This is a genomic window from Cetobacterium sp. (assembly GCF_977044495.1).
In genome coordinates this window covers 1-13,059 of sequence record NZ_CDRRQU010000055.1, presented here as the reverse complement: position 1 = coordinate 13,059, position 13,059 = coordinate 1, and the positions used below count along the sequence as shown (strand labels likewise).

Annotated in this window: 12 protein-coding genes and 1 tRNA gene; 6 read left to right on the top strand and 7 right to left on the bottom strand. The window is 30.2% G+C overall.

The annotated features are described in order from the left end of the window. Positions 1-1,242: glutamate decarboxylase (locus ACWI69_RS10685; RefSeq protein ID WP_448821825.1), on the top strand; the 1,242-nt coding region annotated here is incomplete at its 5' end. Positions 1,243-1,292: 50 nt separating this feature from the next. Here the strand turns inward: ACWI69_RS10685 and mobB are convergent. The 3 genes from mobB to ACWI69_RS10670 are packed head-to-tail and all read right to left on the bottom strand — an operon-like array spanning position 1,293 to position 4,614. Next, positions 1,293-2,378 carry a molybdopterin-guanine dinucleotide biosynthesis protein B gene (gene mobB, locus ACWI69_RS10680; RefSeq protein ID WP_448821824.1) on the bottom strand — a complete coding sequence of 362 codons (1,086 nt, stop codon included), beginning with the start codon at positions 2,376-2,378 and terminating at the stop codon, positions 1,293-1,295. Positions 2,379-2,403: 25 nt separating this feature from the next. Further along, positions 2,404-3,744 carry a TldD/PmbA family protein gene (locus tag ACWI69_RS10675; RefSeq protein WP_448821823.1) on the bottom strand — a complete coding sequence of 447 codons (1,341 nt, stop codon included), beginning with the start codon at positions 3,742-3,744 and terminating at the stop codon, positions 2,404-2,406. 30 nt (positions 3,745-3,774) lie between these two features. Next, complete coding sequence (locus ACWI69_RS10670; protein ID WP_448821822.1) at positions 3,775-4,614, bottom strand: mechanosensitive ion channel family protein; 840 nt, start codon at positions 4,612-4,614, stop codon at positions 3,775-3,777. A 132-nt stretch (positions 4,615-4,746) separates the two neighbouring features. Here ACWI69_RS10670 and ACWI69_RS10665 point away from each other — a divergent pair, with 132 nt between their 5' ends. Then, positions 4,747-6,126, top strand: coding sequence for a TldD/PmbA family protein (locus ACWI69_RS10665; RefSeq protein ID WP_448821821.1), 1,380 nt, complete (start codon positions 4,747-4,749; stop codon positions 6,124-6,126). Positions 6,127-6,200: 74 nt separating this feature from the next. On the opposite strand, the gene ACWI69_RS10660 is transcribed toward ACWI69_RS10665, so the two are convergent. Further along, positions 6,201-7,709 (bottom strand): DUF1846 domain-containing protein, encoded by a 1,509-nt coding sequence (locus ACWI69_RS10660; RefSeq protein ID WP_448821820.1) that lies wholly within the window; start codon positions 7,707-7,709, stop codon positions 6,201-6,203. A gap of 240 nt (positions 7,710-7,949) precedes the next feature. Here ACWI69_RS10660 and gltS point away from each other — a divergent pair, with 240 nt between their 5' ends. The 3 genes from gltS to ACWI69_RS10645 all read left to right on the top strand — a co-directional run bounded on the left by gltS (position 7,950) and on the right by ACWI69_RS10645 (position 10,126). Further along, positions 7,950-9,137, top strand: coding sequence for a sodium/glutamate symporter (gene gltS / locus ACWI69_RS10655; RefSeq protein WP_448821819.1), 1,188 nt, complete (start codon positions 7,950-7,952; stop codon positions 9,135-9,137). 80 nt (positions 9,138-9,217) lie between these two features. Next, complete coding sequence (locus tag ACWI69_RS10650; protein WP_448821818.1) at positions 9,218-9,412, top strand: hypothetical protein; 195 nt, start codon at positions 9,218-9,220, stop codon at positions 9,410-9,412. A 78-nt stretch (positions 9,413-9,490) separates the two neighbouring features. After that, on the top strand, positions 9,491-10,126 hold the full coding sequence (locus tag ACWI69_RS10645) for a hypothetical protein (protein WP_448821817.1): 636 nt from the start codon (positions 9,491-9,493) through the stop codon (positions 10,124-10,126). Between the two features lie 44 nt (positions 10,127-10,170). Here the strand turns inward: ACWI69_RS10645 and ACWI69_RS10640 are convergent, their stop codons facing one another. From ACWI69_RS10640 to ACWI69_RS10630, 3 genes are all read right to left on the bottom strand, one after another. Beyond that, positions 10,171-11,454: an MFS transporter gene (locus ACWI69_RS10640; protein ID WP_448821816.1), complete on the bottom strand. Its 1,284-nt coding sequence runs from the start codon at positions 11,452-11,454 to the stop codon at positions 10,171-10,173. A gap of 69 nt (positions 11,455-11,523) precedes the next feature. Beyond that, positions 11,524-11,937, bottom strand: coding sequence for an Hsp20/alpha crystallin family protein (locus ACWI69_RS10635; protein ID WP_448821815.1), 414 nt, complete (start codon positions 11,935-11,937; stop codon positions 11,524-11,526). Between the two features lie 120 nt (positions 11,938-12,057). Then, a complete protein-coding gene (locus ACWI69_RS10630; protein ID WP_448821814.1) occupies positions 12,058-12,822 on the bottom strand; it encodes an exodeoxyribonuclease III in 765 nt (254 codons plus the stop codon). A gap of 146 nt (positions 12,823-12,968) precedes the next feature. Between ACWI69_RS10630 and ACWI69_RS10625 the strand changes: the two genes are divergently transcribed. Next, positions 12,969-13,045, top strand: a tRNA-Pro gene (locus ACWI69_RS10625). Positions 13,046-13,059: the final 14 nt, after the last annotated feature.

Below are 13,059 nucleotides of genomic sequence, written 5' to 3'. Positions count from 1 at the left end.
CAAACCTATATGGAGCCAGAAGCGACTCAAGTTATGGTAGATACTATTGCGACTAATGCGATAGATAAAGCTGAATATCCACAAACAACGGAGGTTGAGAAAAGATGTGTAAACATTATATCCAATCTTTGGAATGCTCCAAAAGATGAGGAGTATATGGGAACATCTACTGTTGGGTCATCAGAGGCGTGTATGCTAGGTGGAATGGCTATGAAATTTAGATGGAGAAAAAGAGCTGAAGCATTGGGGATAGATATAAATGCTAAAAAGCCTAATCTTATTGTCAGCTCAGGATTCCAAGTGGTGTGGGAAAAGTTCTGTGTGTATTGGGATGTTGAATTGAGAGAAATACCTATGACATCTTTAGATGAACTGTATTTAGACCCAAAAGCAGCGATTGCAGCGTGTGATGAATATACTATAGGAATAGTACCAATAATGGGAATAACTTATACAGGGACATTTGATAATATAGTGGCGATAGATAAAGAGTTAGAAGAGTACAATAAAACAGCTAAACTATCGGTACCAATCCATGTGGATGCGGCATCTGGAGGATTATATCTACCGTTTGTAAATCCAGAATTAGTTTGGGATTTTAGATTGAAGAATGTGGTGTCAATAAGTACGTCAGGACATAAATTTGGTCTTGTTTATCCAGGACTTGGATGGGTTTTATGGAGAGATAAACAGTATTTACCAGAAGAGTTACTGTTCAAAGTAGCATATTTAGGGGCATTTGAACCAACATTCCAAATAAATTTCTCAAGACCGGGAAGTCAAATATGGGCTCAATATTACAATTTTGTGAGATGGGGTAGAGAAGGGTATAAGGCAGTACATGAAAGATCAAGAGATGTAGGGCTATTTTTGACAAAAGGATTAGAAAAGTTGGGAATATTTAAAATATTAAATAGTGGAGAAAATATTCCAATTGTCTGTTGGTCACTAAAAATAGATTCAAAACGAGCATGGACAGAGTATGATTTATCGGATAGATTGAGATACTATGGATGGCAATTACCAGCATATCCACTTCCTAAGAATTTTGAAGACGTGACAGTAATGAGAGTTGTCGTAAGAGCGGATCAAAGTATGGAACAAATTTCATTACTTCTCAAAGATATGAAAGAATCAATTGAGTATTTAGATAAACATATAACAGTAAAAAAAGAGATGAAAAAGACAGAGGATCATGTAGCGGGGTATTCTCATACTGAAAAAAGATTATTAAAAAAATAGATTGATAAAAAACTGCATCCCTTCATTAGGTTGCAGTTTTTTTTAAAAATTTATAAGTTACTAATTTTTAAAATTTCTTTAAAAATTGAAACGCTATCTTTTAAATTTATAGATTTCATAGATTTATCATTTAAAATTTTATTTGAATCACTTGCATAAAAAAGTAAGTTAGTGGGATTAGATGAAGGTGCTATAGATACATCTTCTTTTAGAATTTCAATTTTAGGAAAAGGTTCATGCTTAAAATCTTCTAATAGAATAATATCAAAATCTTTAAAGTAGCTTAAGTACTGGAAAAAATTATTATTGACTCGATCTTTTAAAAGAATATAGTTATTTTTAGAAAAAAGTAGACTTCCTTTGGCACCAGATTTTTTATATCTATTTAATTCTTCATCAAGAGTGTCAAGATTGTACTCAGAATTAAATTTAATGGTAGCTACTTTGAATCCGGCGTCGTTAAAATGTTGTAATAACTCTTCAATTAAGCGAGTTTTACCACTGTTTTTAGCACCACAAATAGCAATAAAAGGTTTATTTCCCATAAAAATAGAGTTAGATTTTAGCTCTTCTTGAGTATCAATACTCTTTAAAAGCCTTTGGTAGTCAAAAGTTGTATTGGTTAGATTTATATATTTAACATTTAATTCAGGTAGGAGATTTTGGAGTCTATAGTTTTTATCCATGATTGCTCTTTCTATTGTGCTTAATGCAGATTTATTGTATATTCCGAAAAGAGGGTATGTTTTTCCTTTACTATCTTTAATAATAATAGCATCATAATCATGAGAGATAAACTGGAGTATAAAACTGATAAATTCTTTGGTAATATTTGGCATATCACAGGTTGTAACAAAAATAAAATCTGATTTTGTATTTAAAAGTCCTTGATATATTCCTTCAATAGGACCTGCATTTTCTATAGTATCTGTGATTATAATACCTCTAGGTATAAGAAAATTTTGATCTTTATTGATAGAAACCATTAAATTTTGAAAGTCATCTAATTCCTGAGTTATTTTTTCTAAAAAAGTTCTATTCTTATCGTATTTAAGTAAAGCTTTGTCTAAAAAATTCATTCTCGAACTTTTTCCTCCGGCAAGAACTAGAGCATCAATATTCTCAATTTTATTCATATATACTACCTCCCACGAGTTATAATTATGATGAAATACTTATATTTTTAATTAGAATTGAAGGCGAGCCAACACCTGATAAATTAAATTTTAAGTCAGTTCCAATATACTCTATATTTTTTAAAAGGTCAAAAAAATTTCCAGCTGAAGTAATCTGGTTTAAAGATTTCGTTATTTTACCATTTTCAATTAAAAATCCCTCTGTAGCCAGAGAAAAATCTCCGGATATGGAATTTAAACCAGAATGTAAACCAGAGAAGCCAGTTATCAAAATTCCATTTTGTAATTTAGTTAAGAGATTTTGAAAAGATTGATTTCCTTTTTCTAGATATAGATTAAAAGATGAAATTCCCATTGTTCCTTTATATCCACCTTTAGCTGCATTTCCTGTTGTTTTTGTGTTGTCTTTTTTTGCAGTTTTTAAGTTATGAAGATACGTTTTTAAAATACCATTTTCAATGAGATGTTTGCATTGAGTAGGAACCCCTTCGGCATCAAATGGGGAGCTACCATAACCATCTTTTAAGTGTGGATTATCAGTTATTGTCACAATAGGACTGGCAATGACTTCTCCAAGCTTCCCCTTTAGTTTTGAAACACCTTTTTGGACAGCTTCTCCTGAAAAAATTCCACTCATAGCTCCCAAGAGATCCGCAAAAGAATCGTTTTCTATAATAACATTGTAGACTTTACTTTCTACTGGGATTGAATTTAATTTCTTTAGAGCTTTAGTAACAGCTTCGGTAGCTAGCTTCTTAGAATTCATTTCCGAAAAGTTTTTAGCCACAACGTAGGCTGAATCATTTTTTATAGAATGACCATCTTGAACAACAACAGCTATATAAGCATATATGGAGTTAGCATTGTGAAAAAGATCTAAGCCTTTTGAATTTTTGATAATATTTTCACTATATCCACTTCCAAGCATACAATAATTGACATTTTTTACTCGAGAATCCAAATTTAAAGCTGTCTTTTCGGCTTCTAATAGGAAATTGATTTTTTCTTCAACTGAAATGTTCTTAAGATTTGGATTAAAAGAATCAATTTTTTTGTAAATATTTTTTTCCCCATAAATTTCAATAACATCTGTATTTTCAATAACTTTGGCATTGGAAATAGCTCTATCTATAAGAGGAATAATATCTTTTTCCTCAAGAGATTCAGTATAGGAATATCCCATCCTTTCATTGACTTTAACTCTAAAGGAGATTCCCATATTTTGTGAATTACTATATGTATCTATTTCCCCTTTAAAAACTTTAATAGTTTCATTTTCAGAAGAAGTGAAATAGATTTCAAAATCATTTAACTGCATATTTTTAGCTGTTTCAAAAATCTTATCTATAAATAATTTTATATTCATTGTTTGCCTCCAATTATAATATTTTAAATCTTAATTAATTTTTTTATAAATGTTTTTTACTTTATATGATTGATATGGGATTCTTATTCCCTCCTTATCAAATCTTTTTTTTACTTCTTCTTGAATATCAGCACTTAAATCTTTAAAATTTTCTTTTAAAGTCCAAACTCTGACAATAAATTCAGAGGCCGCTGCTGTTTCTTTGGCAAATCTAACAAAAATATCTCGATCTTTTAGAACTAATGGATGTTTTTCAACTACTTCAAAAAGTGTTTTTTTAACTTTGTCTATATTACATTTTTTATCTGCGAAAAATAAAAAATCTGCCCTTCTTTGGGGATTAGCTGTGACTGTGGTAACTATAGATGAGGATAACTTTCCATTCGGAACTATAATTTTTTTATTGTCTATGCTATTTAGGACAGTATATAAAAAACTTATCTTTTGGACTGCTCCTTCTGTTCCTGCTGCGATTATAAAATCCCCTTTTTTAAATGGTTTTGAAACTAGGATTTGTATTCCACCTGCAACATCTGATAAACTTCCTTTTAATGCTAATCCTATTCCAACACCTATTGATCCTATTAATGCCAAAATTGAAGTAGTTTTTAACCCTAAGATTTCTAGTAAATTAAGGAAATAGAAAACCGTTACTAATAGATTTACTGTTGTTAATAGAAAATTTACTAATAGTTCGTCTAAAATTTTTCCATCTAGTATTTTTATTAAAGAGTTCACTAAAAATTTTTTGACCGGAGTGTATGTAAAATAAAGTATTGATAGGTATATTAATTTTTTTATAATGATAGGAGAATATTTTAACGTATATAATACTGTTTCATTCGATATATTTCCCAAAAGACTTTCCATAAAAATCCCTCCATATTATTATTTATTGAAGTATTATACTATACTTTTATTTTTTTTTCTATTTAATAATTCTATCTAAAAAAAAGTACATATGATATACTCTAATAAAAAATATCAAAAGGAGAAATCTATATGATAGAGAAGAGTTTAATTGAAAATATATTAAATGAAGCACTTTCTACTGGAGGTGATTTTGCAGAAGTTTTTATAGAAAATAAAGTTGGGGATTCTTTTTATTTGATTGATGGAAAAGTTGAACAAGCTATTTCAGGAAATGATTTTGGAGTTGGAATACGAATTTTCAAAGAGTTGTTTTCTGTTTACGCTTATACCAATGATATGAGTGAAGAAAATCTTATCAAAGTAGCACAGAAAGCTTCTAAAGCTATAAGAGGAACTAAGAAAGATATTACCATAAGCCTTATCAAACAAGAGATTGAAGATAGACATAAGATAGTTTTAGCACCTGGAAGTGTTCTAAAAGATGATAAAATTTTAGTTATGAAGGAAGCTTATAACGCTGCTAAAGAATATGATAAATGTATAAGTCAAGTTAGGATAAATTACAATGATTCTACACAAAATATTTTGATTGCCAACTCTGAAGGTGTTTGGGCTGAGGATACAAGAGTTAGAAGTCGATTAGGAATTGAAAGTATTGCTTCTGATATGAATGATATGCAAACTGGATCATATAGACCTGGAGCAGTTAAAGGATTTGAGTTTTTTAAGGAGATTGATATTAAATCATACGCTAGAGAGGCTTCGAGAATAGCTAAGACTATGTTGGGAGCTAAGTATGCTCCAAGTGGTAAAATGCCTGTTATCATTGAAAATGAATTTGGAGGAGTTATATTTCATGAAGCGTGTGGTCATGGTCTTGAAGCTACAAGTGTAGCTAAAGGACTTTCTGTTTTTGCGGGAAAAATAGGGGAACAGGTAGCTAGTAATCTTGTTTCTGCAGTGGATGATGGAACTCTTCCAAATGAATGGGGTTCATCTAATATAGATGATGAAGGAACACCTACCCAAAGAAATCTTTTAATTGAAAATGGGATTTTAAAAGGGTATATGGTAGATAAATTAAATGGAAGAAGAATGGGTGTTGAAAGTACGGGGAATGCTAGAAGAGAGTCTTATAAATATGCACCGACTTCTAGAATGACTAACACATTTATTTTAAATGGAACTTCATCTTTAGAGGAGATGTTATCAAGTGTGGAAGATGGAATCTATGCTAAATATATGGGGGGAGGTTCTGTTAATCCAAGTACAGGAGACTTTAACTTCTCTATTATGGAAGGATATTTAATAAGAAATGGGAAAATCGTAGAGCCTGTTAGGGGTGCAACACTAATTGGTAATGGACCAGAAATTCTTCATAAAATTGATATGATTGGCGATAATTTAGCTCATGGTCAAGGGATGTGTGGATCTATTTCGGGTAGCATTCCAGCTAATGTGGGACAACCTAGAATTAAGATTAGGGATATTATAATCGGAGGAAGATAAAAAATATGAACCATATTCTACTCAAAATTTCCTTTGGGTAGGATATGGTTCATTTATTTGTTCAACATTTTGTTTTATTCATTGTAGTATAAGTTTTCAGTTGGAAAAACTGGATCTGATGTCACATCAATACCAAGTTTTCTAAGAGTTTGTTCATCACCTTTACCCAAAATAGTAGTCGAGTGAAGTTGAGCTCCTTTTAATATTGGAAGCTGATCAAGAGCCGCTTGGGCCATAGGATTAGTTGTAGCTGATATAGTGAGAGCAATAAGCATCTCTTCGCAATCTAAACCTAAATTTTTACTTTGTAGTGTGTTTTTTTTCAGTTGCGTAATATCTTCAATTATAGTTGGAGATATTAGATGGATATTGTCGTTAATTCCAGCGATAGCTTTTAAAGCATTTATTAGAACAGCTGATGAAGCATCTAAAACATTCGATTTTTTACCTGTGAAAATCATTTCATTTGAAAGTTCCATAGCGACAGATGATAGAAGTTCATTTTTCTCACAAGCTTGTTTTTGTTTTTCTAGGTGTTCTCTAGCAGCCATAACTACCTTTCTATCACTTTCTTTTAAATCTAGTTCTTCCATAATAAGTTTGGCTCTTTGAAATGTTTCTTTATCTACATATCCTTTTTTATATTCACATCCAGTTTTAAAGTATCTTCTGATGATCTCTTGTTTTGAGGCTTCTCTAACAACTTCATCATCAGTAATACCAAATCCTACTCTATTAACTCCCATATCAGTTGGAGATTTATAAATTGATTCTTTATTTGTTATTTTTTCAATAATTCTTTTTAGTACAGGAAACGCTTCAATATCTCTATTGTAGTTAACAGCAGTTTCACCATATGCTTCAAGATGGAATGAGTCAATCATATTAACATCTTTTAAATCTACAGTTGCAGCTTCGTAAGCTATATTTAAAGGATGTTTTAAAGGTACGTTCCAAACAGGAAAAGTTTCGAATTTTGAATAGCCAACAGCAGTCCCACGTTTATTTTCATGATAAAGTTGACTCAAACAAGTAGCTAGTTTTCCACTTCCAGGTCCTGGAGCAGTAACAACAACAATTGGTTTAGTTGTTTCGATATATGGATTTTTACCGTATCCTTCTTCACTAACAATAGTGTCAACATCAGTTGGATATCCTTTTGTAGCTCTATGTTTGTAAACTTTAATTCCTCTTCTCTCTAATTTAGTTATAAAAAGAGATGTAGAGGGTTGGTCGTCGTATCTTGTGATGACAACACTGTTTACTTCGAGTTCACGTTCTCTTAAATCGTCGATTAGTCTAAAAACGTCCATATCATATGTGATACCAAAGTCTCCTCTAATTTTGTTTCTTTCGATATCACCAGCGTAAACACAGATTATAACTTCAACTTTTTCTTTCAGTTTTTGAAGTAATTTAATTTTGGCATTTTCATCAAATCCCGGTAAAACTCTTTTTGCATGTAAGTCAAATAACAGTTTACCACCAAACTCAAGATATAATTTGTCAAAATTATTAACTCTTTCTAGGATATATTTCGATTGTTCTTCTAGATATTTATTGTGATCAAAACCTATTTTCATGACTCACTCCTTCATTTTTTGTATTTTGTCAGAGCTATTCTTGACTCTATATCATAACACGATATAAAAAAAAAATCTAGCTTTAAAATATTTTTTATTTGTAATCTTATTTCGATATATCAATGAATTAAATAATTAATTATTCAAATTATTTATATATTCTATTTCAAAAAATAATGATAAAGTGCTATAATCGAAAAGCACGCACACTTTATAAACATTTAACAGGAGGTATTTAAGATGACAATTGAGTTATCAACAATTCAAACTATAGCAATGGCAGTTATTGTATTGTATATGGGTAAATTTTTAAATTATAATTTCAAATTTTTAAAGGAAAATTGCATTCCAGAATCAGTTACAGGAGGAACGGTATTTTCTATAATTACCTTTATTGGATATAAAACAGGTATGTTTAACTTTATATTTGAGGATTCGCTGAGAAGTATTTTCATGATTGCATTCTTTACAACAGTGGGGTATTCAGCAAGTTTAAAATTATTAAAAAAAGCTGGAATGCCGGTATTTATGTTTTTAATAGCTTCGGTAGGATTAGCTATATCCCAAAATATTCTGGGAGTAGGATTAGCACAAATTTTAAAATTAAATCCATTAATAGGACTGGCTACGGGATCTATGTCAACAACAGGAGGACCAGGAACGGCTGGAGCGTTTGCTCCTATTTTAGAAAGTTATGGAGCGGAGGGAGCAACAGTGGTTGCAATGGCTACTGCAACCTATGCTTTAATAGTTGGGAGCTTAATATCAGGACCTTTAGCGAATAGATTGATAAGAAAGCACAATCTTTTAGAGAGCAAAGTAGGCGGTGGAGTATATGATTCAGATGAGGAGAAAAAAACACCGCTAGATCCCAAACATGTTTCAACAGCTTCTTTTCAAATTATAATAGCAATGGGAGTAGGAAGTTTAATTTCAAACTACTTATCAAGAGCAGGAATAGTTTTACCATCATACATAGGTGCTATGTTTGCGGCAGCTTTAATAAGAAATATTTCAGATTTTAGTGGAGCATATAAAGTACATCTAGATATTATAAATATAATTGGTGGATTTACATTGACGATATTTCTTTCAATGACTTTGATGAGTTTTAAGTTATGGGAATTACAAGGGTTAGCGTTGCCTTTAGTGATAATGTTAGTAGCACAAACTATATTAATTGGAGTATTTGCATACTTTATTACATTCAGATTAACAGGAAAAGATTATGATGCGGTTGTGATGACAAGCGGTCATTGTGGTTGTGGTTTTGGAACAACGCCAAAAGCTTTAGCTAATATGGAGGCTTTAACAGCAAAATATTTTCCATCTCCAAAAGCATTTTTTGTAATTCCAATTGTAGGAGGATTATTTATAGATTTTTTTAATGCAGGAATAATAACTTTATTTATGAATATTTTACATTAATTTTTAGAACACTACTTAAAAATAAAAGGAATTAAAAAAAAATTAAGAAGAAATATAGTAGAAATTAGGAGGTGGATTTTATGAAATTAAAAGAAATGATATCAAAGGTAGAAGAAAGATTAAAAACTGAAAAAACTGAAGAACTTTACAGTTTACTAGCAGAGTTGAAAAAAGTTGATTTAGATATAAAAGAAGGTGAAGCTAGAGATAAAATTGTTGAAAATATTAAGAGGAAAAATGACCATATAGAATGGTTAAATGTAAAAGATGTTTAGAATAAATTTAGGTATTTTTTAAATGCATTAAAAAAAAAAGTATGATATAATCTATAAAAAGTTTTATGGAGGTATATCATGCTTAAAATATTTAATGATAGAGTTTACGGATTAGAAGAAAGTTTAATAGCTAGCGGTTATCCAATGGTAGCTGAGTCAATAGAGGAATGGAATGAAACACCTAGTGTAGAAGAAAAAGATTTTAAAAGAGCAGGAAAATTGGGAAATGTTCCAACAGGAACAGGACACGATAGTTTTTTAAAGGGAATAATTGTTCAGTTTGATATAACATATCCGAATTATTGGACACCACAATTTCAAAGGTATCATTTTGCCGATATAATATCATCAACATCAAAGATGCATAGATTGACAAAAATGGATTTGAAAAAATCTTGTAATGAGTATGTAGATGATGTAGTTATTGAAAATTTAAATAGATGGATTGAAATATTTAATTCTTTTGAAAAAGAGCAAAAAGAAGTAGAATTAGATGGAAAGATTTATACGAAGTATGAAATTTATATGAAAATAATATCTAATTGTCCAATGGGCTTAGAGCAAACAATGAGAGTTACGACATCTTATTTACAATTGAAAACGATTTACCTTCAAAGAAGATACCATAAACTGAAAGAGGATTGGGGAAATTTTTGTGATTGGTGTTTGACACTTCCTCATTTTGAAGAATTTTGTTTAAAAAATAATAAATAGTAAAAAAAGCTTCTAGCAGATAATTGTTTCTGACAGGAGCTTTTTTATCGTCTATTTCTAAAAAGGTAAATGATGGATGGGTATAGTCCTGGATAATAGAGACTTTTTTGATAAGCTCTCACTTTAGTTAAGAGAAGTATGCAATAAAGTCTTAAGAAAAAACTTATAAAAAACATAAGCTTCAAACCTGCATAGGAATCACCGAAAATTAAGATACTTTTTCCATTTAAAAAATCAGCGAGGTATCCCCCTAAGAAAGCTCCAGTTAATCCTAAAACTCCAACAGCTAAAGAGTAAGCTGCTGTATAAGAATCTCTATCAGGTGAGGAAAGTTCTAAAAGTAAGCTAAATAAAGAGAGATTTATAGCTGACCAACCAATGGCAGTTCCAATGGCATCCATCATAATAAGGCTATTAACAGTTTCTTTAGTCATTAGAAAATAAAAAATAACAACATAACTGCAAACACTAATTCCAAAAGATAGAAGTTTTTTATAGCCAATTCTTTGTACTAGTTTACCATATATAAAGAAAGCAATAATTGATAATATAGCGGTTAAAGAGCTAGATAATCCTAGGATATTATATGAGACATTCAGGTTGACAATAGCAAAATAATAAAAATAGGGTTTTGTAAATTCAATTGAGAAGTTCCATATTGCTATGAAAATTAAAAAATTAAAAAAATTTGTATCTTTTAGAGGTTTTTTTATAGAAAAATTTATTTGATTTTCTTCAAAATTTGGAATTTCATGAAAAAAAAGCAAAATTAATGTCGTAATAGCGGCTATAGCAATTATAAAAGTTAATATTAGGATACTTATTTTTCCGGGAGTATAACTTAAAGCATTGGAAACTATATATGAAAAAATTACTGTTGATATAGAAATTAGAGTAAATCTTCTAGAAAAAAAAATCCCTCTATCCTCTTTTTTTATAATATCTCCAACTGAACTTGTCCATATTCCACTTACAAATGCGGAAAAAAATGAGTAGATAAAAACAACTCCTACAAGAAATCGATAGTCAATTTTATCAAAAAAAACAATAAAAAATAAAAAGCACATTGGAATTCTTGCGGCAGCAGCACTGAATAGTAAAGCTTGTTTTTTTGTTTTAAAAAATTTGTAATATGTTCCCAAAAAAATTTGGAGTAATTGTAGACCTAAAGGTAGAGTTGTAATAACTGATATCCAAAATGGCTCACATTTAAAATATAAAGCTAAAGCTGTCAAGGCAAAACCTTGAATACCTAAAGAAAGCATATTGGCACTCATGCCCTCTATGGTTATAAGGAACTTATTTTTATTATAAGAGTCACGAAACATAAATAATACCCCCTGTTAATAAAAACAGGCAATGTTGATAAGTCAACACCACCTGTTTTAGTCTTTATGTCAATCAATTGGAATAGAAGTTGTCTCTGGTTTTTTTGTTTCATCTTTAGGGATTACAATGTTGAGAATACCATCATTAAAAGTAGCTTTTATTTCATCCTCTAAGCAATTTTTAGGTAAAGTCATTTTTCTCTCAAAAGAACCCGCCGAAAACTCTTTTTTGAAGTAAGTTTTGTTTTTTTCCTCTTTATTTTCTTCAATTTTATAAGAAAGAGTAAGGATTCCTTCACTGATATTTAATTTTAAATTCTCTTTTTTTATTCCAGGAACACAAACATCAATAAGATAATCTTTTTCATTTTCTGATATATTAACCGCAGGAAAAGACTTTTTAAATGGATTAGGTAGCTTATCCTCATCAAAAGGATCAGATAAAAAATTAGAAAACCAATCATTTTTTTTAATTAAACTCATAATAAAAACCTCCCTCAAAAAATATTAAAGAATTTTATAGTTTGTATCTACCTTTACTGTAAAAATATAAGATTCCTTTTAAATTTAGGAAATAAAAGATAAAATAAAAAGAGCTCTCAATTAAGAAAGCTCTTTTATTATAAGTTCTACGGGACAATGGTCAGAGCCCAAAATTTCGTTATGAATGTTGGCTTCTACAATTTTATCTTTTATCTTATTTGAAACTATAAAGTAATCAATTCTCCAACCAGCATTATTTTTTCTAGCGTTAAATCTGTATGACCACCAAGAGTATGCATCAATAACATTGGGATGTAAATATCTAAAACTATCTACAAATCCACTTTCAAGAAGTTGGGTGAATTTATTTCTTTCTTCAATAGTAAATCCTGCATTTGTAGTGTTTGTTTTTGGATTTTTTAAATCTATTTCAGTATGAGCAACATTCAAGTCTCCACAAAGGATAACAGGTTTTTTTGAATTTAAAGTTAAGAGGTAATTTCTAAAATCGTCTTCCCAACTTAGTCTATAGTTTAATCTGGCTAATTCGGTTTGAGAATTAGGGGTATATACATTCACTAAATAGTAATCTTTGAATTCTAGAGTGATAACTCTTCCTTCTTTATCGTGATGTTCCATACCGATATCATATGATATAGATATTGGAGTTTCCTTAGTAAAGACGGCAGTTCCAGAGTAGCCTTTTTTTTCAGCGTAATTCCAATAACAGTTATATCCATCTGGTTTAAAATCGATTTGTCCCTCTTGAAGTTTTATTTCTTGCAGACAAAAGATATCTGCATCAACTGAATTGAAGTACTCTAGAAAATTTTTTTGAAGAATAGCTCTAAAACCATTAACATTCCAAGAAATTAATTTTTTCATCTATAACCTCCGTATTATTAGTTAAACTTATCTAATAATGATTATATCATGAACTAAAAAAAACAAAAAATAAAAAAGTTTATTGACATAAAAAAGATTTTATGATACTATATTTTTGTAGCAGATAGCTATAGAACATAATAATTCGGAATATAGCGCAGTCCGGTAGCGCACCTGCCTTGGGAGCAGGGGGCCGCAAGTTCGAATCTTGCTATTCCGACCATGCAGGTCAATGGC

Bases quoted from the DNA above. Each gene is read 5' to 3' on its own strand.
- mobB (WP_448821824.1), bottom strand. From the start codon at position 2,378: ATGAATAAAATTGAGAATATTGATGCTCTAGTTCTTGCCGGAGGAAAA.
- ACWI69_RS10675 (WP_448821823.1), bottom strand. From the start codon at position 3,744: ATGAATATAAAATTATTTATAGATAAGATTTTTGAAACAGCTAAAAAT.
- ACWI69_RS10670 (WP_448821822.1), bottom strand. From the start codon at position 4,614: ATGGAAAGTCTTTTGGGAAATATATCGAATGAAACAGTATTATATACG.
- ACWI69_RS10665 (WP_448821821.1), top strand. From the start codon at position 4,747: ATGATAGAGAAGAGTTTAATTGAAAATATATTAAATGAAGCACTTTCT.
- ACWI69_RS10660 (WP_448821820.1), bottom strand. From the start codon at position 7,709: ATGAAAATAGGTTTTGATCACAATAAATATCTAGAAGAACAATCGAAA.
- gltS (WP_448821819.1), top strand. From the start codon at position 7,950: ATGACAATTGAGTTATCAACAATTCAAACTATAGCAATGGCAGTTATT.
- ACWI69_RS10650 (WP_448821818.1), top strand. From the start codon at position 9,218: ATGAAATTAAAAGAAATGATATCAAAGGTAGAAGAAAGATTAAAAACT.
- ACWI69_RS10645 (WP_448821817.1), top strand. From the start codon at position 9,491: ATGCTTAAAATATTTAATGATAGAGTTTACGGATTAGAAGAAAGTTTA.
- ACWI69_RS10640 (WP_448821816.1), bottom strand. From the start codon at position 11,454: ATGTTTCGTGACTCTTATAATAAAAATAAGTTCCTTATAACCATAGAG.
- ACWI69_RS10635 (WP_448821815.1), bottom strand. From the start codon at position 11,937: ATGAGTTTAATTAAAAAAAATGATTGGTTTTCTAATTTTTTATCTGAT.
- ACWI69_RS10630 (WP_448821814.1), bottom strand. From the start codon at position 12,822: ATGAAAAAATTAATTTCTTGGAATGTTAATGGTTTTAGAGCTATTCTT.